The sequence below is a fragment of the Nakamurella panacisegetis genome (assembly GCF_900104535.1).
GTDB lineage: Bacteria > Actinomycetota > Actinomycetes > Mycobacteriales > Nakamurellaceae > Nakamurella > Nakamurella panacisegetis.
Genome location: NZ_LT629710.1, coordinates 508,179 through 534,596, shown reverse-complemented (window position 1 = coordinate 534,596; position 26,418 = coordinate 508,179). Strand labels below are relative to the sequence as shown.

The 26,418-nt window shown below is 69.6% G+C and carries 25 protein-coding genes; 19 read left to right on the top strand and 6 right to left on the bottom strand.

All coding sequences use genetic code 11. The annotated features are described in order from the left end of the window. Nucleotides 1–39 precede the first annotated feature (39 nt). From BLS97_RS02385 to BLS97_RS02330, 12 genes are all read left to right on the top strand, one after another. Nucleotides 40–807: an isoprenyl transferase gene (locus BLS97_RS02385; protein WP_090474414.1), complete on the top strand. Its 768-nt coding sequence runs from the start codon at nucleotides 40–42 to the stop codon at nucleotides 805–807. A 39-nt stretch (nucleotides 808–846) separates the two neighbouring features. Next, nucleotides 847–2,094, top strand: a complete 1,248-nt coding sequence (locus BLS97_RS02380) for a DUF885 domain-containing protein (RefSeq protein ID WP_090474412.1) — start codon at nucleotides 847–849, stop codon at nucleotides 2,092–2,094. Between the two features lie 171 nt (nucleotides 2,095–2,265). Further along, nucleotides 2,266–3,234 carry a lysylphosphatidylglycerol synthase domain-containing protein gene (locus BLS97_RS02375; protein ID WP_090474411.1) on the top strand — a complete coding sequence of 323 codons (969 nt, stop codon included), beginning with the start codon at nucleotides 2,266–2,268 and terminating at the stop codon, nucleotides 3,232–3,234. Beyond that, on the top strand, nucleotides 3,231–4,388 hold the full coding sequence (locus tag BLS97_RS02370; RefSeq protein ID WP_197676369.1) for a glycosyltransferase: 1,158 nt from the start codon (nucleotides 3,231–3,233) through the stop codon (nucleotides 4,386–4,388). Before BLS97_RS02375 ends, BLS97_RS02370 begins: the two co-directional genes overlap by 4 nt. Then, nucleotides 4,385–5,158, top strand: coding sequence for a class I SAM-dependent methyltransferase (locus BLS97_RS02365; protein ID WP_090474409.1), 774 nt, complete (start codon nucleotides 4,385–4,387; stop codon nucleotides 5,156–5,158). Before BLS97_RS02370 ends, BLS97_RS02365 begins: the two co-directional genes overlap by 4 nt. Next, nucleotides 5,155–6,390, top strand: a complete 1,236-nt coding sequence (locus tag BLS97_RS02360) for a glycosyltransferase family 39 protein (RefSeq protein WP_157695125.1) — start codon at nucleotides 5,155–5,157, stop codon at nucleotides 6,388–6,390. The genes BLS97_RS02365 and BLS97_RS02360 overlap by 4 nt, the downstream gene beginning before the upstream one ends. Continuing rightward, entirely contained in the window at nucleotides 6,387–7,889 is a 1,503-nt protein-coding gene (locus BLS97_RS02355; RefSeq protein WP_090474406.1) for a bifunctional glycosyltransferase/class I SAM-dependent methyltransferase, read from the top strand. Before BLS97_RS02360 ends, BLS97_RS02355 begins: the two co-directional genes overlap by 4 nt. A gap of 82 nt (nucleotides 7,890–7,971) precedes the next feature. Continuing rightward, nucleotides 7,972–8,349 (top strand): DMT family transporter, encoded by a 378-nt coding sequence (locus BLS97_RS02350; protein ID WP_090481122.1) that lies wholly within the window; start codon nucleotides 7,972–7,974, stop codon nucleotides 8,347–8,349. A 174-nt stretch (nucleotides 8,350–8,523) separates the two neighbouring features. Next, on the top strand, nucleotides 8,524–9,216 hold the full coding sequence (locus tag BLS97_RS02345; protein WP_090474404.1) for a response regulator transcription factor: 693 nt from the start codon (nucleotides 8,524–8,526) through the stop codon (nucleotides 9,214–9,216). Between the two features lie 34 nt (nucleotides 9,217–9,250). Next, nucleotides 9,251–10,852: a sensor histidine kinase gene (locus BLS97_RS02340; RefSeq protein WP_090474403.1), complete on the top strand. Its 1,602-nt coding sequence runs from the start codon at nucleotides 9,251–9,253 to the stop codon at nucleotides 10,850–10,852. 354 nt (nucleotides 10,853–11,206) lie between these two features. Further along, nucleotides 11,207–12,490, top strand: a complete 1,284-nt coding sequence (locus BLS97_RS02335; RefSeq protein WP_197676540.1) for a PhoH family protein — start codon at nucleotides 11,207–11,209, stop codon at nucleotides 12,488–12,490. A 95-nt stretch (nucleotides 12,491–12,585) separates the two neighbouring features. Further along, nucleotides 12,586–14,346, top strand: a complete 1,761-nt coding sequence (locus BLS97_RS02330) for a hypothetical protein (RefSeq protein WP_090474399.1) — start codon at nucleotides 12,586–12,588, stop codon at nucleotides 14,344–14,346. A 304-nt stretch (nucleotides 14,347–14,650) separates the two neighbouring features. Here the strand turns inward: BLS97_RS02330 and BLS97_RS02325 are convergent, their stop codons facing one another. Further along, nucleotides 14,651–16,111 carry a class II fumarate hydratase gene (locus tag BLS97_RS02325; protein WP_090474397.1) on the bottom strand — a complete coding sequence of 487 codons (1,461 nt, stop codon included), beginning with the start codon at nucleotides 16,109–16,111 and terminating at the stop codon, nucleotides 14,651–14,653. Nucleotides 16,112–16,234: 123 nt separating this feature from the next. Here BLS97_RS02325 and BLS97_RS02320 point away from each other — a divergent pair, with 123 nt between their 5' ends. After that, nucleotides 16,235–16,786, top strand: coding sequence for a DUF4245 domain-containing protein (locus tag BLS97_RS02320; protein WP_157695124.1), 552 nt, complete (start codon nucleotides 16,235–16,237; stop codon nucleotides 16,784–16,786). Nucleotide 16,787: 1 nt separating this feature from the next. On the opposite strand, the gene BLS97_RS02315 is transcribed toward BLS97_RS02320, so the two are convergent. The 3 genes from BLS97_RS02315 to BLS97_RS02305 are packed head-to-tail and all read right to left on the bottom strand — an operon-like array spanning nucleotide 16,788 to nucleotide 18,975. After that, nucleotides 16,788–17,063, bottom strand: a complete 276-nt coding sequence (locus BLS97_RS02315; RefSeq protein ID WP_090474395.1) for an exodeoxyribonuclease VII small subunit — start codon at nucleotides 17,061–17,063, stop codon at nucleotides 16,788–16,790. Next, complete coding sequence (gene xseA / locus BLS97_RS02310) at nucleotides 17,060–18,397, bottom strand: exodeoxyribonuclease VII large subunit (RefSeq protein ID WP_090474393.1); 1,338 nt, start codon at nucleotides 18,395–18,397, stop codon at nucleotides 17,060–17,062. The genes BLS97_RS02315 and xseA overlap by 4 nt, the downstream gene beginning before the upstream one ends. Continuing rightward, entirely contained in the window at nucleotides 18,394–18,975 is a 582-nt protein-coding gene (locus tag BLS97_RS02305; RefSeq protein WP_090474391.1) for a lipid droplet-associated protein, read from the bottom strand. Before BLS97_RS02305 ends, xseA begins: the two co-directional genes overlap by 4 nt. A gap of 105 nt (nucleotides 18,976–19,080) precedes the next feature. Between BLS97_RS02305 and BLS97_RS02300 the strand changes: the two genes are divergently transcribed. After that, the gene (locus tag BLS97_RS02300) at nucleotides 19,081–20,049 is read left to right on the top strand and encodes a 4-hydroxy-3-methylbut-2-enyl diphosphate reductase (RefSeq protein ID WP_090474389.1); all 969 of its coding nucleotides are present in this window, start codon (nucleotides 19,081–19,083) and stop codon (nucleotides 20,047–20,049) included. A gap of 58 nt (nucleotides 20,050–20,107) precedes the next feature. Here the strand turns inward: BLS97_RS02300 and BLS97_RS02295 are convergent, their stop codons facing one another. Both BLS97_RS02295 and BLS97_RS02290 read right to left on the bottom strand, forming a co-directional pair. Then, nucleotides 20,108–20,569: a DUF6542 domain-containing protein gene (locus BLS97_RS02295; protein WP_331710770.1), complete on the bottom strand. Its 462-nt coding sequence runs from the start codon at nucleotides 20,567–20,569 to the stop codon at nucleotides 20,108–20,110. A 117-nt stretch (nucleotides 20,570–20,686) separates the two neighbouring features. Continuing rightward, complete coding sequence (locus BLS97_RS02290; RefSeq protein ID WP_090481119.1) at nucleotides 20,687–21,832, bottom strand: DNA recombination protein RmuC; 1,146 nt, start codon at nucleotides 21,830–21,832, stop codon at nucleotides 20,687–20,689. A gap of 351 nt (nucleotides 21,833–22,183) precedes the next feature. On the opposite strand from BLS97_RS02290, the gene BLS97_RS02285 reads away from it, so the two are divergent. From BLS97_RS02285 to cysD, 5 genes are read left to right on the top strand one after another with little or no spacing between them, the layout of a single operon-like run. After that, nucleotides 22,184–23,944: a nitrite/sulfite reductase gene (locus BLS97_RS02285; RefSeq protein WP_231988314.1), complete on the top strand. Its 1,761-nt coding sequence runs from the start codon at nucleotides 22,184–22,186 to the stop codon at nucleotides 23,942–23,944. A 31-nt stretch (nucleotides 23,945–23,975) separates the two neighbouring features. Continuing rightward, nucleotides 23,976–24,209: a hypothetical protein gene (locus BLS97_RS02280; RefSeq protein ID WP_090474383.1), complete on the top strand. Its 234-nt coding sequence runs from the start codon at nucleotides 23,976–23,978 to the stop codon at nucleotides 24,207–24,209. After that, nucleotides 24,206–24,910, top strand: a complete 705-nt coding sequence (locus tag BLS97_RS02275; RefSeq protein ID WP_090474382.1) for a phosphoadenylyl-sulfate reductase — start codon at nucleotides 24,206–24,208, stop codon at nucleotides 24,908–24,910. The genes BLS97_RS02280 and BLS97_RS02275 overlap by 4 nt, the downstream gene beginning before the upstream one ends. Further along, complete coding sequence (gene cysC, locus BLS97_RS02270) at nucleotides 24,907–25,488, top strand: adenylyl-sulfate kinase (RefSeq protein WP_090474381.1); 582 nt, start codon at nucleotides 24,907–24,909, stop codon at nucleotides 25,486–25,488. Before BLS97_RS02275 ends, cysC begins: the two co-directional genes overlap by 4 nt. After that, the gene (gene cysD, locus BLS97_RS02265) at nucleotides 25,485–26,417 is read left to right on the top strand and encodes a sulfate adenylyltransferase subunit CysD (RefSeq protein ID WP_090474379.1); all 933 of its coding nucleotides are present in this window, start codon (nucleotides 25,485–25,487) and stop codon (nucleotides 26,415–26,417) included. Before cysC ends, cysD begins: the two co-directional genes overlap by 4 nt. The last annotated feature ends 1 nt before the right edge of the window (nucleotide 26,418 follow it).

Sequence of the window (26,418 nt, the reverse complement as noted above, 5' to 3'; positions counted from 1 at the left end):
GACGGCCGGGCTCATCATCTGCCAGTAAGGTCGCACACCGTGAGGCTTCCCACGCTGCTGTACCGGGTGTACGAGAACAGGTTGATCCACAACCTGGCCGGCGCCGAGAAGCCCCACCACGTCGGGGTCATCATCGACGGCAACCGACGGTGGGCGCGCAAGGAGGGGATGACCAACCCGAACGACGGTCACCGGGCCGGCGCCGCCCACATCTCCAACCTCCTCGAGTGGTGCCAGACCAGTGGCATCGGCATGGTCACGCTCTGGCTGCTGTCCACCGACAACCTGCGTCGGCCCGACGAGGAACTGCAACCCCTGCTGACCATCATCACCGAGGTGGTCGACGACCTGGCCGCGCCCGGCCAACCCTGGAAACTGCGGATCGTCGGGGCCATGGAGGTGCTGCCGCCGTGGATGGTCACCCGCCTGACGGCGGCCGAGATGCGGACGGCCGACCGCACCGGAGTGGAGGTCAACATCGCCGTCGGCTACGGCGGACGGCAGGAGATCGCCGATGCGGTGAAGTCGTTGCTGCAGAGTGGCGCCGACGCCGGACTCTCCGTCCCGGAAGTCATCGCCAAGCTCGATGTCGACGCGATCAGCGAGCATCTGTACACCTCCGGCCAGCCGGATCCGGACCTGGTGATCCGCACCTCGGGCGAGCAACGGTTGTCCGGGTTCCTTCTGTGGCAGAGCGCCCATTCGGAGTACTGGTTCTACGAGGCGGACTGGCCGGACTTTCGCCGGGTCGACTTCCTGCGGGCCCTTCGCGACTACGCCCACCGCCACCGCCGGTTCGGCGAATAGCGTCACGTCCGCGCGGTCGGCCCGGCTACCGTGACGGTCATGGATCTCGTCACCGAATACCTCAAGCTGGGGCTGCGCTTCGACCGGGTCGTCGACGGGTTCGTCGACGCATACATCGGCGACCCGCTGCTCAAGCAACAGGTGGCCGACGAACCGGCGCCGGATCCGGCCGAGTTGTCCCGCACCGCATCCAGGCTGTCGGTGCGGCTGGGCGACACCGACCTGCCGGCCGACCGGCGAGAGTTCCTCGCGGCCCATCTGGGCGCCTTGGCCGTGTCCGGACGCCGGTTGGCCGGCGAGGACATGTCGTTCATCGAAGAGGTGCACTCCTACTTCCAGGTGGAGATCAGCGAGATCGATGTCGAGGTCTACGCCGCCGCTCACCGGGAGATCGACGCCCTGCTGGACCAGGCCGGCGCCGCCCCGAATCCCGTCCTGGCCGAACGGCTGGCCGCCGTGCGGGCGCAGGAAGCGTGTCCGCCGGAACTGGTCGAGACCGCGGTGCGGGCGATCGCCGCGGCCCTGCGCGGTCCGGTCGTGGCCGCGACCGGCCTCCCCGAGCAGGAGACGATCGACTTCGACATCGAGCGAGACGTCGCCTGGAGCGGATTCAACTACTACCTGGGCGGCTTCTCCTCGCGGGTCGCGGTGAACGCGGACGTCGGGCACCGGATGAGCCAGTTCCCGGTCCTGGTCGCCCACGAGTGCTACCCCGGGCACCACACCGAGCACTGCCGGAAGGAGAAACTCCTGGTCGACGAGGGTGGTCAGGCCGAGCAGACGATCTTTCTGGTGAACACCCCGCAGTGCCTGATGGCCGAAGGACTGGGTGACCTCGCCCTCACCGCTGCCATCGGGCCCGGCTGGGGGCACTGGGCGGCCGACGTGCTCGACGGCATCGGGCCGCGCTTCGATCCCGAGCTGGCCGAGGCTCTCGAGATCGCCTCCCGCCCCCTGAACACGGTGCGGCAGAACGCCGCGATCATGCTGCATGACCGGGGGGCCGACCCCGACGACGTGCTGGCCTACCTGCGCCGCTGGGGCTTGGCCGACGAGAAGCGCGCTGGACAGATGCTTCGTTTCCTGTCCGATCCGCTCTGGCGGGCCTACACGTCGACCTATGTGGAGGGTGAGCGGTTGCTCCGGCCGTGGCTCGAGGCCCGGCCGGCTGGTCAGAGTGCCATGGACCGCTTCCGCCGGTTGCTGGACGAGCCCCTGACGCCGGCGGCGATCCAGGCGGAGCAGCGAGATCTCGGTCAGGGTGCAGGGGCCCGCACCGGCCGCTGAGGGGCAACCGAGGGCGGCTGGGGAGCCGGGCGATGGCCTAAACTCGGTGTCGGCCCGGCTCGACCCGGACGCCACGGCTTCACTCCGTGTGCCCGGACCCGACCGGATCAGCGGGATGACCAGGGGTGGACCCTGTCCGGCCGCCCGACTGGCAAGGAGCTGAACCAGACCATGGTGGATGGTGCGCGGGATTCGGCCGACCCCGATTCGGAGGTCGGCCCCCCGGCGCGTCGGAGCCTCGGGCAGCTGCTCAAGGTCGGTTTCCTGGTGCTGGTCCTGGCCTTCGCGGTGTATTACGTCTGGCGGCGGCACGACGAGATCGGCCGAGCCTGGAGTCAGGTCACCGTCTGGCCGGTCGTCGGCTCGTTCCTGGCCAGCGCCATCGCGGCCTGGAGCGGCGTCCCGGCCTGGCGGACTCTGCTGGCCGGCCTTGGTTCCCCGCTGCGCCTCAAGAACGCCCAACGGGTGTTCCTGACCGGCCAGCTGGGCAAGTACATCCCGGGCGGTGTCTGGACCGTTGTCGCGCAGGCCGGTCTGGCCAAGGAGCTGAACGTTCCGCGGGCGCGGAGCGGCACCGCCAGCCTGATGGCGATCCTCCTGGGGGTCGTCACCGCCTCCGGCCTCGGCGCGTTGTGCCTGGCCGTCGCCGGTCATCAGGTCATCGGCCACTACTGGTGGGTACTGCTGCTGGCCATTCCGCTGCTCGCCCTGCTGCATCCGGATGTGTTGGTGTGGTTCGGCGCCACGGTGAGCCGGCTGACCAAGCGCAATCTGCCCCTGGAACGCCTGACCGAGCGCAGCCTGCTCGGCGCGGCCGGATGGCTGGCGGGCGGCCAGGTGTTCAACGGCCTGGCGTTCTATTTCCTGGTCGATTCGATCAGTGGTCACCACACCAATCCGCTGCTGCCGATCGGCCTGTTCGCGCTGGCCTCGGTGGCCGGCATTCTGGTCGTCTTCGCCCCGGCCGGGGTCGGGCCCCGGGACGCGATCCTGCTGCTCGGCTTGTCGGTCGTCACCGATCTCGGTTCGGCGACCCTGATCGTGTTGTTGTCGCGGGTGGTGCTCACCGTGGTCGACATCGCCCTGGCGGCGGCCGCGGCCGGTCTCGGGCGTCGCGGTCGGGCCGAGGTCAGCGCGTGAGAGAGCCACGGGCCCGCCGCATCGTCGTCTTCGGCACCTACCAGGCCGACGCGCATCCGCGGGTCCGGGTCCTGATGGAAGGACTGCGGGCGGCCGGGAACAACGTGGTCGAGATCAACGAACCGCTTGGACTTTCCACGGCTCAGCGGGTGTCGATGTTGCAGAAGCCGTGGACGGCCCCCGTGCTGCCGGCGAAACTGCTGGTCCGCTGGGTCCGGTTGTGGCGCCGCGGACGCGCGGAACGACGGCGCAACCGGCCCGATGTCGTACTGGTGGGTTACATGGGGCACTTCGACGTGCATCTGGCCCGCTTGGTCTTCCGCGGTTCGGTCATCGCGCTCGACCACCTGATCTTCGCGTCCGGGACGGCACTCGACCGCGGCGCGCGACCGGGGCTGGTCACGCGGGCCCTGGCCCTGGTGGACACCCTCGCCATGAAGGCGGCCGACCTGATCGTGCTCGACACCATCGAGCACCGGTCCAGGGTGCCGGAGCGGCTCGCATCGCGCGCCGTGGTGGCCGCGGTCGGCGCTGATTCGTCCTGGTTCGGGGCGGGCGCGGCGGCAGCGGCCGATCCAGGCCAGGGCGAACCGGTGCGGGTGATCTTCTACGGCCTGTTCACCCCCCTTCAAGGGGCGGTCACGATCGGGCGGGCTTTGAAGGCGCTGGATGGAATGGGGTTGGGCCCCAAGGACATCTCGGTGACGATGGTCGGCTCCGGTCAGGATCTGGCGGAGTGCAAGGACGCGGCCGGCGCGGATGCCCCCGCGCGCTGGATCGACTGGGTGGCCTCCGATGATCTCCCGGCCGTCGTCGCCGCTCATCACATCGCGTTGGGCATTTTCGGTACCACGGCCAAGGCCGCTCAGGTGGTGCCCAACAAGGTCTATCAGGCCGCCGCGGCCGGCTGCGCGATCGTCACCTCGGACACCCCGCCCCAGCGCCGGGTGCTGCAGGATCACGCGGAGTTCGTTCCGCCCGGAGACCACGTCGCGCTGGCGTCGACGCTGGCCGCCCTGGTGGGCGACCGGGAGCGTCTGGGGCGCCGTCGCCGTCAGGCCCGGGAGTTGGCACGCGACGCGTTCTCCGGTGGCGCCGTGATCGGCGAGTTGGTGGCTAGACTGCCATCCGTGCCCACGAGTGAGAGTCGATGACCGATACGAGCTTTTCCGCGACCCCACGGGGCGCGAAGCAGGCCGCCGCGCCGTTGACCCCGCGGGGAGCCCTGCGATGGCCCCTCATCAAGCGGGCGATGAAGCTGGCCCGGCCAGAGACCACTCTGGAGATCGGCTGCGGGCAGGGGGCAATGGGCGCCCGCCTGGTCGGCCTGACCCCGTCGTTCCTGGCGGTGGAGCCGGACCCGACGTCCTTCGAGATCGCCCGGGCCCGGATCGAGCCGCGCGGCGGACAGGTGCGCAACGAGCTGACCACCGACCTGCCGCCCGGTACCACGTTCGACGCAGTGTGCGCATTCGAGGTGCTCGAACATCTCGAGGACGACGAGGCTGCGCTGGCCGAGTGGGCCCACCTGGTTCGTCCGGGCGGTCATCTGATTCTGTCGGTGCCGGCCTGGCAGCACATGTTCGGCACCTGGGACAAGGCGGTCGGTCACTACCGGAGGTACTCGCCGGCGGAGTTGAGTGACAAGCTGCGGGCGGCCGGATTCGAACCGGTCACCGTCCGCCTGTACGGCTGGCCGCTGGCGTTCGCACTGGAGGCCATCCGTAACCGCGTGGCCGACGGATCCCCGCAGTTGGAGGACTCCACCACCGACCAGACCGCGCACTCCGGGCGATGGTTGCAACCGTCCAAGCGGCTGTCATCGCTGATCATCACGGTCGGGATCGCGCCGTTCCAGTGGCTGCAGCGATTGGTACCGGGCAAGGGCAACGGGCTCGTCGCGCTGGCCCGCCGCGTGAGGTGATCTCGGTCCGCGCGGCGCGCCGGGGGGTGCTCGCATTCGCCGCGGTGGCCCTGGTCATCAAGCTGGTGCTGGCGGCGACCACCTACGGTACGAACGACATCGGCCATTGGGGTGACTTTCTGGCCGGCGTACGTCAGGCCGGCCCGGTCGGTATCTACGGCTTGACGTTCAGGTTGTCGTTCTACAACCATCCGCCTCTCGTCGGTTATCTGCTGCAGTTCGTGAATCTGATCTCGGGGACGGGCATTCCGTATCGGTTCACGATTCGAGCATTGGCCAGTCTGGCCGACGTGGGTTCGGCATTTCTGGTCTTCGAATTGCTTCGCCGCCGAATGCCGCTGCGTCGCGCGCAGTTCGGCGCGATCGGCGTCGCCGTCAGCCCGGTCCTGATATTGGTCTCGGGCTTCCACGGCAATACGGACCCCACCTTCGTCGCGTTCGTCCTGCTGTCGACCTACCTGCTGGCCGATCGCCGGATGCCGATCGCGGCCGGCGCGGCGATCGCGATCGCGATCGGCATCAAGATCGTGCCCATGGTCGTGATCCCCGCCCTGCTGGTCTTCGCCTTGCGCCGCGGCCGACGCGAGGTGCTGCGGTTCATCGCCGGTTTCCTCGTGACGTTCGGCGTCACCTGGGGGCCGGCCCTGCTCCTGGAGTTCACCCCGCTGCGAACCAACGTCATCGGTTACGCCGGGTTCTTCCGGTCGCCCTGGGGGATCGCTCAGATCGGGCACTGGCTGGGTGACCCGGGGTGGGTCGCCTGGTACGCCGGATCCGGCCGCATCCTGGTCGTCGTGATCTGCGCAGTCGTTCCCGCGGTAGCGGTGTGGCGGAGGCCGGAGGTGGTCGCCACGGCGATCGGCTGGTCCCTGGTGGCCTTCCTGGCCCTGGCCCCGACCTGGGCCGTGCAGTACATGGTGTGGCCGATGGCCGCGTCCTACCTGATCGGCATCGGGTGGGCCACGGTCTACAACGCCACGGCCGGGATCATCCTGTTCATGATCTACAACCGGTGGAGCGGTGGGCTCCCCTGGTACAAGGCCTCGGCCACCTTCGTCGTTCCGCAGTACGAGCTGATCGCCATGCTGGTGCCCTGGCTCGTATTGGTGGTCCTCGGTATCCGTGGCACGATCAGGTTGATCCCCCGGGCCCCGGCGGGACCCGGCGGCACTTCGGCCGAGGTGACTCCCCAGGGTAAACACGCCAGGCCACTCGAGAGGAAAGAACTGTGACCCAGCAGAAGACTGCGGCCCTACGCATAGGGATCGTCGTGGTCGCGTACAACGCGGAGACCACCCTGCACAAGACGCTCGATCGCATCCCGGCCGATTTTCGGCCGCGCATCGAGGAAGTGTTCATCTGCGACGACGCAAGTGGCGACCAGACGTTCGAACTCGGACAGGTGTGGGCTGCGCGTGAAGATACGCCGCGCACCACCGTGATTCGTCACACAAAGAATCTCGGTTATGGCGGAAATCAAAAGGCCGCCTATCGTCTCGCCATTGAAAGTGGTCTTGACCTGGTGGTGCTTCTGCATGCCGATGGCCAGTACGCGCCGGAGAGCCTGCCCGACATCGTCGCGCCGTTCTTCACCACCGACTGCGCGGCGGTCTTCGGCTCGCGGATGATGCACCCGGGCGCGGCCAAGGAGGGCGGCATGCCGCTCTACAAGCGGCTCGGCAACCGGGTGCTGACGACGTTCGAGAACAAGGTCCTCGGTACCGACCTGACGGAGTTCCACTCGGGGTATCGGGCGTACCGCACGGACGTGCTCCAGGCCATCCCGTTCGAAGCCAACAGCGACGGGTTCGACTTCGACACCCAGATCATCGCCCAGGTCCTGCACGCCGGCGGCAAGATCGTCGAGGTGCCGATCCCGACCTACTACGGCGACGAGATCTGCTACGTGGACGGGATGAAGTACGCCAAGGACGTCGTCCGGGACGTCCTGGAGTACCGGCTCGCAGTCCAGGGGTTCGGCACGTCCGAATGGGTCCCGACGCCCGACGAATACGACTTCAAGGAGGGGGACGGTTCGTCCCACTCCCTGATCCTGGAGATGATGGCCACGCTGCCGCCGGCACGTGTGCTCGACCTCGGTTGCTCGGCCGGCCTCCTGGCCGAGAAGATCCGCGCCGCTGGTCACACCGTCGTCGGGGTCGATGCGATCGAACTGCCGCACGTGCGCGAGCGCACCGACGCCTTTCACGTCGCCGATCTGGAGAAGCCGCTCGCCCCCGAGGTCGGCACCGGGTTCGACGTCGTCATCGCGGGCGACATCATCGAGCACCTGGCCCGCCCGGGCGATGCCCTCAGGGAGATGCGCCGGGTGCTGCGCCCGGGTGGTCAGCTGATCCTGTCCGTCCCCAACTTCGGGCACTGGTACCCGCGGTTCCGGGTCGCCTTCGGCCTGTTCGGGTACGACCGCCGTGGCGTCCTGGACAACACGCACCTGCGGTTCTTCACGCGTTCGACCCTGCGCCGGACCGTCCGTCGGGCTGGGTTCGACGTACTGCAGGAAGAAGCCACCGGACTGCCGCTGGGCACGATCGGCGCCTCGGGCGGATTCGGCGCCGTGTTGCGCCGGATCGACCAGTGGCTGGTCCGGGTGCGCCCGACCTTCTTCGGCTACCAGAACGTGCTGCGTCTGACTCCGCACGCCGAGGACGTGGTGAAGGCCTCGATCGAGGTGCACGAGCCGGACCCCCTGTCCAGCGCCATCGGCGCCTGACCGGGAAGGCCGAGCCATGTCGTCGATCGAGCCGGCCGCCGCGTCGCCGGAAGCCACCACGCCAGTCAGCAGAGGAGGACGTATGAATCTCGCCAGTTTCGGAATCCTGCTGGTGGCCGTGGCCCTGGCCGCGACCGGTCAGCTGATGCTGAAGAACGGGATGAACCTGGCCAAGACCAACTCCGCCGAGAGCGGCCGGTCGATGATCCTGGTCGCCGCCACCTCGCCGTGGATCCTCGGCGGCCTGGTGATCTTCGGTGTCTCGGCGGTGGCCTGGTTGGTCACCCTGTCCCGGGTACCGCTCAGCGTGGCCTACCCGTTCAACGCCGTCGGCTTCGTGGCCATCCTGGTGGCCAGCTCGATCATCCTGGGCGAGCGCACCAATCTCTGGACCTGGGCCGGCACGCTGTTGGTGGTCAGCGGTTTGATCGTGGTGGTGACCACGGCGCCGTCCCACTGACCGGGACGGGGTCGATCTCGACGCGAGCGCAAGCTCCCATCCGGTTCACAGGGGCACGGCAGGGTTTTTCCCGTTGGGCTGGGATGTTCTACTCATGGCGGCCACCGCAGGCACGTCCGCCCGCGGTGCTCGGACCGAGCCGTTGACCATTCGAGACGATGAAGAAGTGAGTACATGACGGGGCAGTCGAAGTTGCTGGTCGTGGATGACGAGCCGTCCCTGCAGGACATCGTGGCCACGTCGATGCGTTTCCTCGGGTACGACGTCAGCGTCGCCTCCAGCGGCCGCGAAGCCGTGCGGGTGGCCACCGACGTGCGGCCCGACCTGATCATCCTGGACATCATGCTCCCCGATTTCGACGGCCTGGAGGTGATGCGCCGGCTGCGCGCGGCCGGGATCGACGCCGGCGTGGTCTTCCTGTCGGCCCGGGACACCCCGGCCGACAAGATCGCCGGGCTGTCGGCCGGCGGCGACGACTACGTGACCAAGCCGTTCGGGCTGGAGGAGCTGGCCGCTCGGGTCAGCGCGGTCCTGCGCCGCGTCCGCCCGGACCTGGCCACCGACGGGGTGCTCAAGGTCGCCGACCTGGAACTGGACCCGGAGACCTACCAGGTGACGCGGGCCGGAGTGCCGATCGAACTGGCGCCCACCGAGTACAAGATGCTCCGCCACCTGATGATCAACGCCAACGTGGTGCTCTCCCGCCAGCAGTTGCTGGACGCGGTCTGGGGCACCGACTTCTACGGTGACGACTCGGTCGTGGCGACCTACATCTCGTACCTGCGGCGCAAGGTGGACGCCACCGGCGAGCCGCTGATCCACACCCACCGCGGCTTCGGTTACGTGCTGCGGGTCCCGAAGCGCTGATGGCGGGATCCTTCCGGATCGCCGGGACGTCCTGATGTCCGCGCCGGTTCCCGTTCGGGCCCGTTGGGGACTACGGGCCCGATTGATCCTCCTGGTCGTGGCCGTGTCGGCCATCGGCCTGGTCGCGGTGGACGTCGTACTGCCGTTGAGTGTCCGGGCCTCGTTGCTCACGGATCGGGACGCCACCCTGACCAGCGCCGTCAAGGCGATCGTGGTCAGCGGCCGAACGTCGACCAACGCCCTGACCCAGGCCGCCTCGTCGACCCCGCTCAGCGGCGAGGTCGGCTGGTCGATCGTGTCGGCCGGCGGAATCGCCAAGGTGATCCTGCCCCCGACACGGGACCGGACCGGCAATCCGGCGATCGGCAGCGAACCGCCGACGAACGAGCCGGCAACCGTCGGGGACGCCGACGGTGGGCCGACCCGCTACCGGATCTTCGCCGCCCAGGGCACCGACGGGTTGGGGAACACCGCCTACCTGGTGGCCTGGGTCGGCCTCGACGACGTGTCGGGAACGGTGCGCAGCCTGATCCTGCTGGAGCTGCTGGTGTCGATCGGCCTGCTGGTACTGCTGGGCTTCATCGCCAGCCTGATCATCCGCCGCGAGCTCAAGCCGCTGGAGATCATGGCCAACACGGCCGACGACATCGCCGACGGCGATCTTGACCGTCGCGTCACTCCGGGCGACCCGAGTACCGAGATCGGCCGGCTGGGGACGGCGTTCAACGGCATGCTGGACGGTATCGGGGGCCTGCTGGATGAGCAGCAACGCAACGAGGCACGTCTGCGGCAGTTCGTCGCCGACGCCTCGCACGAGTTGCGCACCCCGGTGGCCGCGGTGCGGGGCTACTCCGAGCTCTACAAGGCCGGGATGCTGCCCGACGAGGCCGCGGTGGCCAGGGCCATGGACCGAATGGGATTCGAGGCCCGGCGGATGGGCGGTCTGGTCGAAGATCTGCTCACGTTGATCAAGGCCGACGCCGAGCAGCCCCGCGAGCACGAGCCGGTCGACCTGGCGCAACTGCTGGTGGGTGTGGTCGACGACGCCGCCGTCATCGATTCCAGCCGCACCTGGCGGCTGGTCGGGGCGACCCGGCCCACCGTGGTGGTCGGTGACCGGTTGCGACTGCACCAGCTCTTCGCCAACCTGCTCTCCAACGTGCGGACTCACACCCCGCCCGGCACCACGGCCACGGTGTCGGTACTGCCGGGACACGACGAGGTGGCCGTGACCGTGACCGACGACGGACCAGGGGTGTCGCCCGAGGCGCTGCCCCGGTTGTTCGACCGGTTCTTCCGGGAGGACGAGTCGCGGTCGCGGGAGAACGGCGGCAGCGGGCTGGGTCTGTCGATCGTGGCGGCCATCGTCCGGTCCCACGGCGGCCGGATACTGGCCGCCAACGCGCCCGGTGGCGGCCTGACCATGACCGTGGTGCTGCCCAGGCCGGTCGGTACGGCGGCGGTGGCCGGGATGCCGGCCGACGCGCCGGTCGGCGTCACCACCGGCCCCATCGATCTGTCCCAGCTGAACCCGTCCAGGGCCGACGGGGCGGCTCCCGCTCACGAGCGTCCCGCGGCCGGCGACCACCACGGTGCGCCGGCTCCGCCGACGCCGGTGCCCACGGCTGAAACCTGATGTTCACGCCGTCGTTCGCGTTTCTGACGTGTCGGCGAGGGTCTCGGCGGTAGCGTCCCAGGAGTGCACCGCAGTTCTGCGGGTCACACGGGAGGCCCCGATTGGACAGTGCCGGAATATTCCAGCACCTCGATGACAGGGGGCCGGTACCGGGCCCCTCGGGGGGCCGGCCCAGCGCCGGATCCCCGTCGGGACCACCGGCCCACTCTGCCAGGCGCGCGTGCCCGCGTCGTCAAGGAGCTGTTCGTGGTCCCACGTCGTTCCGTCTCCCCGACCTCCACGCCGACGCCTGCCGAGCCGTCGGACGTAGCCGCCTCCGCCCCTGACGCCGCCGGCCAGGCCCGCCGGACCTACGTGATCGACACGTCGGTCCTGCTCTCCGATCCGTGGGCGCTCACGAAGTTCGCCGAACACGAGGTGGTACTGCCGCTGGTGGTGATCGGGGAACTCGAGGCCAAGCGGCACCACCCGGAGTTGGGGTACTTCGCCCGTCAGGCCCTGCGCATGCTCGACGACCTGCGCATCGAGCACGGCCGATTGGACGCGCCGATCCCGGTCGGTCAGGACGATTCCGGCGGCACGATGCACGTCGAGTTGAACCACACCGATCCGCGGTTGCTGCCGGCCGGCTTCCGCAACGAGAGCAACGACTCCCGCATCCTGGCCTGCGCCCTCAATCTGGCCGCCGAGGGCAAGAACGTCACCCTGGTGTCCAAGGACATGCCGTTGCGGGTGAAGGCGTCGGCGGTCGGTCTGACCGCGGACGAGTACCGGGCGCAGGACGTCGTATCGTCCGGGTGGACCGGGATGGCCGAGATCGAGGTCGGCACCGAGCAGGTCGACACCTTGTTCCACACCGGCCTGATCGACTCCGATGTGGCCCGGGATCTGCCCTGCCACACCGGCGTCAAGCTGATCACGCCGACCGGGTCGGCCCTGGGACGGGTCACCTCCGGCAAGCAGATCCGGTTGGTCCGCGGCGAGAAGGAGGCGTTCGGCCTCCGGGGAAGGTCGGCCGAACAGCGCATCGCCCTGGATCTGCTCATGGACGACGAGGTCGGCATCGTCTCGCTCGGCGGTCGGGCCGGCACCGGCAAGTCCGCGCTCGCCCTGTGCGCCGGACTCGACCTGGTGATGGAGCGTCGCGCGCACCGCAAAGTGGTCGTCTTCCGACCGCTCTACGCGGTCGGGGGCCAGGAGCTGGGCTACCTGCCGGGCAGCGAGAACGACAAGATGCAGCCGTGGGCCCAGGCTGTGTTCGACACCCTCTCGGCCATCGCCTCGCCGGCCGTGGTGGAGGAGGTGATCGCGCGGGGGATGCTGGAGGTGCTGCCGCTCACCCACATCCGGGGGCGGTCTTTGCACGACTCCTTCGTCATCGTCGACGAGGCCCAGTCGCTGGAGCGCAACGTGCTACTCACCGTGCTGTCCCGGCTCGGGTCCAACTCGCGGGTCGTGCTGACCCATGACGTCGCCCAGCGGGACAACCTTCTGGTCGGGCGACACGACGGAATCGCAGCCGTGATCGAGGCGCTGAAGGGACACCCGCTGTTCGCGCACGTCACGCTGACCAGATCCGAACGATCCCCTATTGCGGCGCTGGTCACGGAGCTGCTGGAGTTCCCGGAGCTTGCGTGAGAACGCTCCGGTCACCCCGTCGGGACGACGTGTGATGTGCCTCCCGGGGTCGGCAACGGCCAGGGACCAGGGCTCCGGTACGACAAAATGAACCGGTGACCCCCGCAGAACACGTCGCCACCTCGTTCCGACGCCGCTTCGCGGCGGCGTTGTCCGCCCGTGTCGCGGCCGCCCTGGCGGCGGTCGCGACACTGGCCGTAGGCCTGCTCATCGGACTGAACCCGAGCGCTCAGGCCGCCGCGAGTCCGACGGCGGCGGTCGCTGCGCCGTCCACCACTAGCAGTGGGTCGGCCACCCTGACGGTCGACCCGGCCAGCGGTCTGAGCGCCACCGGCGGCACGATCAAGGTCTCCGGCAAGGGGTTCAAGATCACCGACGGCCTGTACGTCGCGATCTGCCACGCGGACGGCAAGGCTCCGGCCAGCCTGGCCGACTGTGTCGGGGGTGCCATCCCGAACTCGAACACCAGCCTGTCCTGGGCCCACATCACCGTGGACGGCACCGGCGGCACCGCGGGTTCCGGCCCGGTGGTCGCCCAGTGGGCGCCCGGGGGCGTGTTCTCCGTCAGTCTGACCCTGCCCGCCTCGAACTCGGCCTCCGACGCGCTCGACTGTTCGCGGGTCGTCTGCGCGGTGTACACGGTGGTGGACAGCGGGAACGATGCCAGTCAGAGCCTCTCGGTCCCGCTGACCTACGCCGTCGCGTCCACGTCGACGTCCCCCACGTTGACGCCAACCACCGCGACCACGACCAGCACCACGACCACCCCCTCCACCACCTCTCAGCCGATCGTCACCAGCACTCTGGTCGGCGCGCCGACCACGGTGCAGCCGAAGACGATCAGGTCCACGTCGATCCGCGCCGGAGGCCAGCAGGAGGTGCTCTTCGCCGGATTCAAGAAGGATGAACCGGTCGCACTGAGCCTGGACTCGACGAAACTGCCTGCCGTGCGCGCCGATGCCGACGGCATCGTCGACGCCAAGTTCACCGTGCCGACCAGCACTGCCCCGGGTACGCACATCCTGCGGGCCATCGGGCAGAAGTCGAACGTCATCGGCATCGCCACCTTCGCGGTGACCGCGATCCCGACCAACAGCAAACCGGCCACCACGGCCATCGCCAGTTCCACGACGGCCGCGTCCAGTGCCCCGGCCAGCAGCGCGATCGTCGCCGTCCCCACGGTTTCCTCGGCGCCGGTTTCGTCGGCCCCGCAATCGACCGCCCCGGCCACCACATCCGCCGCCGCGGTCGTACCGGTGACGAACACGGGCAGCAGCAAGCCGGTCTGGCCCTGGTACGTGCTCGGCCTGGTGATCCTGCTGTGGATCGGCTTCGCGGTCTACATGCTGCGCCGCCGACGGTCCCGGCTGGCCGACGAAATGCGCGAGAAGGACCGGCTCCTGGCCGAGGGGGCGGCGGCCGAACAGAACCGCTCGGCCGGTGCCGTGGCGGCTGCGAACTCCGACGCTCCCACGGCCTACATCGGGCCGCCGCCGGCCGGTGAGCCCGGCGGCTACGGGGGATACAACCCGGGGGAGCACGGGCTGCTGGCCGGTCGGGACAACCCGGACAACCCGGGTCTGCTGTCCGGCCAGCGGTACCGCACGGACAGCACCGGTGACCTGCCGACGTCCAACCTCGGGCAGGGGGTGCCGCTCAATCCGGCCCCTGACCAGCCGGGTGGACCGCCGACCGGCGCCTGGACCCCGGACTTCACCTCGGGTCCGGCCGCTGCCGCTCCTGGTTCGACGCCGGCACCGGACGCGGAAGACGCCGACCCGGGTACGGCTCAATGGAGCCCGCCGTTCTTCGACAACCCAGAGGACGACGACTCCGGTGGTCGGCACAGCCGCTGAGCGGTGGCGCTGGTCGCTGAGCGGTGGCGCTGGTCGCTGAGCGGTGGTACGGCGGGTGAGCGGTCGGCCCAGTCGCCCGTCCCCGTCAGGCGCCCCCACACCACTTCGCCGCGGTCACACCGGCTCCCGACGGGAGAACCGGTGCGGCGGCGGCGAAGTGGTGTGGCCGGGATGACATGGTGCGGATGACCTGGCAGGGATGACGTGGTGCCGATGACGCGGTGCGGCGGCGGCCACGCGGGCCTGAACCCGAGCCACCGCCGCCGCGGCACACCGGGACCAGCCGGCGACGCCACCTCGCGTACTACGGGTGCGTCATCGAGAGGACGTCCAGAGCGGCGTCGAGCTGCTCGGCGGTCAGCTTGCCGTTCTCGACGTGCCCACGCTCGGTGACGACGGCCTTGATGGTCTTGCTCTCCTTGAGCGCCTGCTTGGCGACCGATGCCGCTTCCTCGTAGCCGATGTACTTGTTCAGCGGCGTCACGATCGACGGGGACGACTCGGCGTAGACGCGGCACCGCTCCTCATCGGCGACGATGCCGGAGATGCAGCGGTCGGCCAGCAGGCGGGTGACCGCGGCCAGCAGCCGGATGGACTCCAGCAGATTGCGGGCGATCACCGGAAGCATCACGTTGAGCTCGAACGACCCCGTGGTGCCGGCGAACGCGACCGTGGCATCGTTGCCGATCACCTGGGCGGCCACCATCGCGGCCGCTTCCGGCAGCACCGGGTTCACCTTGCCCGGCATGATCGAGCTGCCCGGCTGTAGGTCGGGCAGATGGATCTCGGCCAGACCGGCCCGCGGGCCAGAGCCCATCCAGCGGATGTCGTTGCAGATCTTGACCAGGGCCACCGCGACGCTCCGCAGCTGTCCGGACGTCTCGACCAGCCGGTCGCAGGCTCCCTGAGCCTCGAAGTGGTTGCGCGCCTCGGTGAACGGCAGCCCAGTGGCATCGGCCAGCTTGGCGATCACGGCGGGCGAGAAGCCGGGCGGGGTGTTGATGCCGGTACCGACGGCGGTGCCACCGAGCGGCAGTTCGGCCAGTCGCGGCAGGCTGGACTGCAGACGCGCGACGCCGCCGCGGATCTGAGCCGCGTACCCGCCGAACTCCTGGCCGAGGGTGACCGGGGTGGCGTCCATCAAGTGGGTCCGGCCCGATTTCACGACGGTGGCCCATTCCGCCGACTTGTCCTCCAGGGCGGCGGCCAGATGCTGCAGGGCCGGGACCAGGTCGACCACGACCCCTTCGGTGGCGGCCACGTGGATGGAGGTGGGGAAGACGTCGTTGGACGACTGGGAGGCGTTGACGTGGTCGTTGGGGTGGACCCGGCGGCCCAGCGACTCGGTGGCCAGGGTGGCCAGCACCTCGTTGGTGTTCATGTTCGAGCTGGTCCCGGAGCCGGTCTGGAAGACATCGATCGGGAAGTCGGCGTCGAATTCGCCGGACGCAACCCGCTCGGCGGCCGCTCCGATGGCGGCGGCGACCTCGGCGTCGACCACACCCAGTTCGGCGTTCACCGCAGCCGCCGCTGCCTTGATCAGGGCCAGGGCCCTGATCTGGCCGCGCTCCAGCCCGCGGCCGGAGATCGGAAAGTTCTCCACCGCTCGCTGGGTCTGCGCCTGGTAGCGCGCGGCTGCCGGAACCCGGACCTCACCCATGGTGTCGTGTTCGATCCGGAACGCGCCGTCGGTGGACGGGGCGGTCGGGCTGTCGGTGGGGGCGGTGCCGTTCGCACTGGGGAACGCGCCATTGTGTTCTGCCATGTCCGCCACGCTATCCGGGCCCGATCGGGCGCTGCTACCCGTGGCCCTCCGATCTGCGTCACAACCGAACCGGGCAACTTCGCCCCGACCGGCTCCTCGCGTCGGCTGTGACAGCATGGACGGGTGGCTGATCGCAGGAACAAGACCGTCCGGGACATGACCATCTCGATGGGCGTCATCGTGGTGGCGGTACTGGCGTTCGTCCTGCTGGAGGGCGGGTTCAGTTTCTCGCCGGGCAAGGCGACGGGCGGGCACATCATCGCCACCGACGTCGTCGGCGACTTCGGCACCGCCGGTCGGGTCGCTGGGTTCACCGTCACGGTTCCGAAGGGGATCCCGGCCACCTGGCAGGGCAGTTCGTTCTCGATCACCGATCCGCCCGGTACCCCGGAGGCGCCGCCCACCGTGCGCGGCGGGTGGCAGACCCCGAGCGGCTCGTACATCACGCTGATCGAATCCTCCGGCGAACCGACCGCGGTGCTGACGGCCGAGCTGCAGGGCGCCGATGGCTCGACCACAGGATCGGTGACGGCGGGCGGCGCGGTCTGGACGATCAGTCCCGGGGTTCGTCACGAGGTGGCCTGGTCGCGGACCGAGAAGTCGGTGACCTTCCTGATCACCGGCAGCGCGACCACGGCGGAGTTCCAGCAGCTGGCGGCGGCCGTCGCGGGTTGAGCTACTCGGTCTCGTCCGCGGCGGCGAGTGCTTTCTCGACCCGCTCCCGTGCACCGTCCAGGAACCGGTTGCAGACGGCGGCGAGATGTTCGCCTCGCTCCCAGAGGGTCAGGGACTCGTCCAGGCTGAGCCCGCCGGACTCGAGTTTCGCGACCACGGTGGCCAGTTCGTCCTTGGCCAGCTCGTAGGTCGCCGGGCTCATCGACGACTCCGGCGCCGCGGCCGGCTGATCGGCGGGGCGGGGGGCGTCGGGACCGGATGCGGCCTTCGGGCTCATGGTCGACTCGACTTTCTGCGGCTGGTTGGGGTGCGATCGGCGGCGACCTCGGCGTCGGGGGTCGGTTCTTCATTCTCCGGCCCCGAACTCCGGGCCCGCACCACGCCGTCAGCGACCCGGATCCGGAGCGCTGTACCGTCCGGCGCCTGGTGTACCGATCGCAGGACGTGGGCTCCGACCTGGACGACCGCGTACCCGCGGGCCAGGGTGGCCGCCGGGCCGAGCGCGAGCAGCTGGGCCCGGCGGTGGGCCAGATCACGTTCGATTCCGTCCAGGGTGCCGGCGATGACGGCTCGTCCGCGCTGCCGGGCCCGCGCCACCTGCTCGGCCCTGATCTCGATCGGGCCGAGCGGATCGGTGAGCACGGTGGCCGCGGTGAGGCGGGCCAGCCTTGCCGCCTCGGTCTGCACCCAGTTGGTCAGCGCCCGGCGGCCCCGCATCCGGAGCTGTTCGACGCCGCGCAGCTCGGCCGCGGCATCGGGCACGATGCGCTTGCCGGCGTCGGTCGGTGTCGAACACCGGACGTCGGCCACGTCGTCGACGATCGGGTGGTCAGGTTCGTGGCCGACGGCCGACACCACCGGGGTCCGGCAGTCGACCACCGCGCGGCACAGTGCCTCGTCGGAGAACGGCAGCAGATCCTCGACGCTGCCGCCGCCGCGGGCCAGCACGATCACGTCGACCTCGGGGTCCCGGTCCAGCCGCTGCAGGGCCTCGATCATCGAGGTGACCGCGGTGATGCCCTGCACCGGAGTGTTCTCGATGCGGAACCGGACGGCCGGCCAACGAGCCCTGGCGTTGGCCAGCACGTCGGACTCGGCGGCGCTGGCTCGCCCGGTGATCAACCCGACGGTGCGGGGCAGGAACGGCAGCGGCTTCTTGCGCTCCCGGGCGGTCAGGCCCTCGGCCGCGAGCAGCCGGCGCAGCCGCTCCAGGCGGGCCAGGAGTTCGCCGAGCCCGACCGGGTGCAGTTGGTCGACGCGGAAGCTCAGTGACCCGCGGGGTGCGTAGAACTCGAACTGGCCGTGCACCACCACCCGGGAACCCTCGGCCGGCGGCGCGGCCTGAGCGGCGAGCAGGTTCTTGGAGCAGGTGACGCTGATCGAGAGGTCGACCAGCGGATCGCGCAGGGTCAGGTACACGGTGGACGCCCGCACGCTCAGCTGCGCGATCTGGCCCTCGATCCAGGCGGCCGGGGCCTTGGAGACGTACTCGACCATCCGTTGCGAGAGGGCCCGCACCGGCCAGGGGTTCTCCCGGGACGTGTCGCCGGCCTTGAGCGGACGGGGGAGCGGGGCCGCCGGATCGGCGCCCGGAGGGGTTGGGCGGTTCACGACGACTGCGGTTGCCCGTTCTGCTGGCCGAGAGTGGTGAGCCGGTTCTCCAGGAGGGTCAGGTAGGCCGCCCGGCCAGGGCCGGACCGTTCCAGCACCAGCAACTCCTGGACGACCGTGATGTCCATGTCCTGCAACCGATCCTTGAGCTCGGCCAGGCTGAACAGGTGATCGCCCCGGATGGGCGTCGGTGAGGGCGTCGGCGGCTGGTCAGGATCAGCGGTCGCGGTCGGGCGCCGGGCCGGCCGCGGCTTCCGCGGGCCAGGGGCGGACGCGGGCGAGCCGGCGGCGGGGTTCGCGGTCGGGGCGTCGGGTCCGGGGGTCGCCTCCTCCTCGTCGTCGAAGGTGGCCCACGCCGGGTGCTCCTCGGGTCGGCCGGTGATGCCGGAGAGCAGTTCGTCCCCGCGGGTGGCCAGTTCGGCCAGCTCCTGCTGGACACGCAGCGAGGTCCGGACGGCCTGGCCGGCCAGGGAGACGCCGATGGCGGGGAGTTCTCTGGGCAGGGTGACGAGACGGTCGACGGCGGCGCCGAGGACGCCGACGGCGACGCGGACACCGAAGGGCAACGTGATGGCCATGGCATCTACAGTGCCTCATCGTCGGCGCCGGTGGTTGTCCGGGTTCGCTCCGGCTCGGTCCGCGGTGATCCGGCCCGCGGGCCCGACCCGCCTACGATGGGTCCCATGAGCCCCACCAAACGAGTCCTGCTGGCCCGCCCGCGTGGATACTGCGCCGGTGTCGACCGAGCGGTCGTGACGGTGGAGAAAGCGCTCGAGCAGTACGGCGCCCCGGTCTACGTGCGCAAGCAGATCGTCCACAACAAGCACGTCGTGGCGACGCTGGAATCGCGGGGGGCGATCTTCGTCGAGGAAACCGACGAGGTCCCGGAGGGGGCCCTGGTCGTGTTCTCCGCCCACGGGGTCTCACCGGCCGTCCACGAAGAAGCGGCCAAGCGTGAGCTTCGCGTGATCGACGCCACCTGCCCGCTGGTGACCAAGGTGCACAAGGAAGCCCGGAAGTTCGCCTCCGAGGGTTACGACATCCTGCTGATCGGCCATCGCGGCCATGAGGAGGTCGAAGGCACCCAGGGCGAGGCTCCGGACGTCATCCAGCTGGTGCACGACGCGTCCGATGTGGACCGGGTCGACGTCCGTGATCCGGAGAAGGTGATCTGGCTGTCCCAGACCACGCTCTCGGTGGACGAGACGCTCGAGACGGTCGACCTGCTGCGGCGCCGTTTCCCGCTGATGAGTGCGCCGCCCAGCGACGACATCTGCTACGCCACGCAGAACCGTCAGGAGGTGGTGAAGCAGATCGCCGCCGACTGCGACCTGGTCATCGTCGTCGGCTCGCAGAACTCGTCGAACTCGGTGCGGCTGGTGGAGGTCGCCCTGGATGCCGGCGCCCGGACGTCCTACCTGGTCGACTTCGCCCACGAGATCGACGAGGCGTGGCTCGCCGACGTCAACACCGTGGGCGTCACCTCGGGCGCCTCGGTGCCGGAGGACCTGGTCGAAGGGGTCCTGGACTGGCTGGCCCAGCGTGGCTACGCCGACGTCCAGGAGTTCACCGCGGCGACCGAGACGCTGACCTTCTCGCTGCCCAAGGAATTGCGCAAGGATCTGCGGCCGGCCGGTTCACCGCAGGTGTGACGCCGAGGTTCCTGGGCGACTCGTCGGTCCTGAGATCGATCAGGCGTCGTGAGATCGATCAGGCGTGCGAAGGGTGCGCCATCGGTGTCTTGCGCGAATTCCGGAGCGGCTGCGCGAAGATCCGGACCACGCACAGCAGCACGGCCAGCACGGTGCCGATCAACATGGTCGGGAACGCGTCCACGACCTGAATCAGGGTGATGGTCGTCCGGGTGTTGGGCGAGGCGATCAGGCGCAGCGCGATGAAGATGATGACGACCATCACCAGAGGCGGCTGCACCATGGCCGTGAAGATCGATCCGCGCCGGACCAGGACGGCGGCCAGGCAGACCCCGAGCACGAATCCGATCTTGAAGCCCCAGGTGACGACGCCGTTGACCAGACCGTCGAAAGTGGCTCCGGCGGCCGTCAGCACGACCGCGACCAGAACCGCACCCCAGGCCCGCAGACCGGTGATGGTGGGCACCGCGGACGCGTTGACCACGGTCGGCCGGGAGGTCGCCGGGCGCGGCGCAGGCATGTTCACCCCTCCACGGTAACGGGCCGACGTCAATTCTCGGTGATTGGCGCCGCCGGAGAGCCCGTTCGGGTCATGCCGGGCGGGGCTCCGTGCGCAGGTCCGTCGTGCCCAGGCCGGTCAGCCGGCCGCCTCGTCCTCGGCCTGGGGGCCCGATCGCAGCACGCCGGACGCCACGTCCTCCAGGGTGGGCCGCCTCCGCGACGGCTCCTCGATCCATTCGGCCGCCTGCACCCGCCGCGCCGCGGTCTGCACCGGCTCCGGGCCGGGCAGATCACCGGTCGTCACCCCGAGGTCGTTGAACTTGCGGGCGGTGACGAAGACGCGGCTCTCCACCGAGCCCACCGCGGCGTTGTACGACTCGACCGCCCGGTCCAGGTTCGACCCGAGGCGACCCAGATGTCCGCCCAGGGTGGCCAGGCGGGTGTGCAGTTCCCGCCCCAGGGCCAGGATCGACGCGGCCGAGGCGGAGAGCTTGTCCTGGCGCCAGGTGAAGGCGATTGTCCGCAGCAGCGCGATCAGGGTGGTCGGCGTGGCGATCACCACGTGCCGGGCGAAGGCGTATTCCGTCAGGCCGGGGTCGATCGTCATCGCCGCGTCCAGCAACGGCTCACCCGGGACGAACATCACCACGAACTCCGGAGCCGGCTGGAAGTGCTGCCAGTAGGCCTTCGATGCCAGGGCGTCGACGTGGGCCCGCATGGCCCGGGCGTGCATCGTCATCAACTGGACCCGCCGGTTCTCGTCGACCCCCTCGCGGGACTGCAGCCAGGCATCGAACGGGACCTTGGCGTCGACCGGGATGTGTCGGCCTCCGGCCAGCCGCACGATCATGTCGGGCCGCACTCCGGCCGCGTCGGCCACGGCCGCGCTGACCTGTGTGTCGAAGTCGCAGTGCTCGACCATGCCGGCCAACTCGACGATGCGCTGCAGTTGCACCTCGCCCCACCGACCGCGGACCTGCGGGGCGCGGAGAGCGTTGACCAACGAGCGGGTCTGCTGGCCGAGGTCGGCCGATGTGCGGTGCAACGCAGCGACCTGTTCGTAGAGCCCGGCGTAGGCGCCGGTCCGATCGCGTTCGACCTCGCGGAGCCGTTGCTCGACCCGCACCAGGGCATCGGACGCCGGGGCCAACAACGCCGCCACCTCGAGCGTCGGATTGCCGCGCCCGGCATGGGGGCGCCACCAGCCGGCGGCCAGGGCGATGCCGATGCCGATGCCGACCACCAGCAGCAGGGCGCCGATCAGAAGTCCGGTCGCGTTCATGACACGCAGCATGCCCGGGGGGACCGACAGTGGCGCCGGAGGCGCTCCGGGCTGGCTCCGCCTCCCGATCTCTCCCACGGACTGAACGAGCATCCCAACCAGTGAAACGAGGCATGGGGTCGAATCGGCCCGGGGACGGTATGCTGCCAGACATGTCCGTTCAGGGAGTGCCTCTGGTGTGCCGGCGCGAGGTTGACCTCGTGCGCGTCGCCAGCTCTGCCTGTCGCGCCATTCGCTGAATCCCGCCGCTCATCGAGCCGTCGGGTGTTCCTCGATGGCGCCGGATCGCCGATTCCGGACTGACTTGTATCTGTCGAGGCACGCCCAGGCCAATTCCGCAAGGACTGCCCCGTGCCTGCTGCTTCACTCCGGACCATCGCGTCCGATCACGCCACCGCACCCGCCGTCGGGAACGACGGCGCGGCCGCGCGCCCGGCGGGCGCGCCGCGTCCGGCCCGCAAACGTCCTGACGCGGGCCGCGGCCAGGGTCAATGGGCGCTCGGTCACCGGGAGCCGCTGAACCCCAACGAGCGGATGAAGAAGGACGATGACGGGCTGCACTGCCGGTCGCGGATCGAGAACATCTACCGGTACACCGGTTTCGACGGCATCGACCCGGGCGACCTCCGGGGCCGCTTCCGCTGGTGGGGTCTGTACACCCAGCGCGCGCCGGGCATCGACGGCGGCCGCACGGCCGTCCTGGAACCGCACGAGCTCGAGGATCCGTTCTTCATGCTGCGGGTCCGTGTCGACGGTGGGCTGCTGACCACGGACGCGCTGCGCACCATCGGCCAGGTGTCCACCCGGTACGCCCGGGACACGGCCGATCTGACCGACCGGCAGAACATCCAGCTGCACTGGGTCCGCATCGAGGACGTTCCGGACATCTGGGAGGCCCTGGAAGGGGTCGGGCTCAGCACCGCCGAGGCCTGTGGCGACGTCCCGCGGGTGGTGCTCGGATCTCCGCTGGCCGGCATCGCGGCCGACGAGATCATCGACGGTACCCCGGCCATGCAGGCCATCCTGGAGAAGTTCATCGGGACCGACGAGTTCTCGAACCTGCCCCGCAAGTTCAAGACCGCCATCTCCGGGTCGCCCCGTCAGGACGTCGCCCACGAGATCAACGACATCTCCTTCATCGGCACCGTACATCCGGAACTCGGCCCCGGGTTCGACGTCTGGGTGGGCGGCGGGCTGTCGACCAACCCGATGCTGGCCCAGCGCCTCGGTGTGTTCGCCACCCTGGAGGAGATCCCGGAGATCTGGAAGGGTGTCATCTCGATCTTCCGTGACTACGGGTATCGCCGGCTGCGCAACCGCGCGCGGCTGAAATTCCTGGTCGGCGACTGGGGTATCGCCAAGTTCCGTGAGGTGCTGGAAACCGAGTACCTGCACCGGACACTGACCGACGGCGACGCCCCGCCGGTGTACGACGGGCCGCGGGACCACGTCGGCGTGCACCTCCAGAACGACGGCCGCTTCTACGTGGGCATCGCGCCGACCGTCGGCCGGGTGAGCGGGAAGCTGCTCACCGACCTGGCCGACCTGGTCGAGGCCCACGGGTCCTCCCGTCTGCGGGCCACCACCGAGCAGTCGCTGGTGATCCTGGACATCGAGGCCGACCGGTTGGACTCGCTGCAGGCCGGACTGGCCGAGTTGGGACTCTCGACCACCCCCAGCACCTTCCGTCGGAACATGATGGCCTGCACCGGCTTGGAGTTCTGCAAGCTGGCCATCGTGGAGACCAAGGCCCGCGGTATCGCCCTGGTCGACGAATTGGAGCGGCGCCTGGGAGACCTCGACGTGCCGCTCACGATCAACATCAACGGCTGCCCGAATGCCTGCGCGCGCACGCAGATCGCCGACATCGGGCTCAAGGGAATGATCGTCACCGATGCCGACGGCGAGCAGGTGGAGGGTTTCCAGGTGCACCTGGGCGGCGGTCTCGGGTTGGACGCCGGATTCGGCCGCAAGGTCCGCGGCCACAAGATCACCGGCGACGAGCTGCCCGACTACGTGGAACGGATCGTCAACTCCTACACCGCATCTCGTGAACCGGGCGAACGGTTCGCCAGCTGGGTCGCGCGATCGGACGAGGACGCTCTCCGATGAGGCGACGGCCCGGCCGCCGTCAGGATCCGGCATGAGCGAGAACCGGGCTCCGGCGCAGTACTGCCCCTACTGCGGTGAGACGAACCTGTGGCCGCACGAGGAGTCCCACGGCGCGTGGAGCTGCCGCGACTGCCGGCGCGTGTTCGCCGTCCGATTCATCGGTCTGGCCGGCGCGGGCGGGCCCGATTCCGGACGCCCCGCCGGAGATTCCGCCGGCGCGGGTGCCCCCAGCGATACCTCGGCTCTGGAAGGAGCATCCGAATGATCACCACGGTGCGTTCGCCGGAGGACCTGGCGGCCGTGGCTGCCCGGGGCGCGACCGACCTCGAAGGGGCCACCGCCCGGGAGATCCTCGGCTGGGCGGCGGAGGAATTCGGCGACGGGCTGGCCGTGACGGCGTCCATGCAGGACACGGTGCTCGCGCACCTCGCGGCCCAGGTCAAACCGGGTATCGACGTGCTGTTCCTGGAAACCGGCTACCACTTCATCGAAACGATCGGCACCGCCGACGCCGTCGAAGCGGTTTACGACATCACGCTGCGGCGGCTGCTGCCGTTGCAGACGGTGGCCGAACAGGACGCGCAGTACGGGCCGGACCTGTTCTCCCGCAACCCCGATCTGTGCTGCGCGTTGCGGAAGGTGGCTCCGCTGAATGCGGCCATGAGCGGGTACGACGCCTGGGCCACCGGGCTGCGACGGGCCGAGTCGGCTGCGCGGGCCGACACCCCCGTCGTCTCGTTCGACGTCAAGCGGGGGCGGGTCAAGATCGCTCCGCTGGCCGCATGGTCCGACGAGGACGTCGACCGCTACATCGTGGAGAACAACGTTCTGGTGAACCCGTTGCTGTCGAACGAGTACCCGTCGATCGGGTGCGAGCCCTGCACCCGCCGGGTTGCCCCCGGCGAAGACGCCAGAGCCGGTCGCTGGGCCGGCCTGACCAAGACCGAATGTGGGTTGCACACATGACGAGCACGCAGACCGCCGAGGCGAAGACGTTGGCGCCCAGCGCCGACGGCCTGACCCTCTGGCTGACCGGACTGCCGAGTGCCGGCAAGACGACCTTGGCTTTCGCGGTGGCCGAGAAGCTCCGCGGGGCCGGGGTCGATGTCGAGATCCTCGACGGTGACGAGGTCCGGACGCATCTGTCGGCCGGCCTCGGGTTCACCCGGGCCGACCGGGACACTCACGTCGACCGGATCGGGTTCGTCGCGGAACTGCTGGCCCGGCACGGGGTGGTCGTCATCGTCCCGGTGATCGCGCCCTACGCCGCGGCGCGGGACAAGGTGCGGGCGCACCACGCCGCCCACGGGACCGCCTTCGCCCTGGTGCACGTCTCGACCCCGGTCGAGGTCTGCGCCGAGAGGGACGTCAAGGGGCTGTACGCCAAAGCGTTCCGCGGCGAGATCACTTCGATGACCGGGGTCGACGACCCCTACGAGATCCCGGAGAACCCGGAACTGCGGATCGACACCGCCGTGGTCGACCAGGCCGGTGCGGTCGATCGGCTGCTGGGCCTGCTGGCCCGGGAAGGAGTACAACGGTGACACTCGAGGCCATTGCCGGGCTGTCCGCGGCCGGCCACGCCCGGGGCCACCTGCGTGCGCTGGAATCGGAGGCCATCCACATCCTCCGGGAGGTGGCCGGCGAGTTCGAGCGGCCGGTGATCCTGTTCTCCGGCGGCAAGGACTCGATCCTGGTGTTGCACCTGGCGCGCAAGGCCTTCCATCCGGCGCCCATCCCGTTCTCGTTGCTGCACGTGGACACCGGGCACAACTTTCCCGAGGTCATCGCCTACCGCGATGCCGTGGTCGCCGACGGCGACTTCCGGCTGAAGGTCGCCCATGTCCAGGACTGGATCGATGACGGGCGGCTGACCGAACGTCCGGACGGAACCCGCAACCCACTGCAGACCGTCCCGTTGGTCGACACCATCGCCGACGAGCGATTCGACGCCGTCATCGGTGGTGCCCGCCGCGACGAGGAACGCTCGCGGGCCAAGGAGCGGATCTTCTCGCTGCGAGACGCGTTCGGCGGCTGGGATCCCCGTCGTCAGCGACCGGAGCTGTGGGATCTGTACAACGGCCGGCACGCGCCGGGCGAGCACGTCCGGGTGTTCCCGATCTCGAATTGGACCGAGCTGGATGTCTGGAACTACATCGAAGCGGAACAGATCGTGCTGCCGGACATCTACTACGCCCACCAGCGCGAAGTGTTCCTGCGCAACGGTATGTGGCTGGCGCCGGGACAGTGGGGTGGCCCGGTCGGTTCCGAAGTGCTGGAGTATCGACAGGTCCGGTACCGCACGGTCGGGGACATGTCGTGCACCGGCGCGGTGGAGTCGTCGGCATCCGACGTCGGGTCGGTGATCGAGGAGATCATCGCGACCCGGATCACCGAGCGTGGCGCGACCCGTGCCGACGACAAGCTCAGCGAGGCGGCCATGGAAGACCGCAAGAAGGAAGGCTACTTCTAAT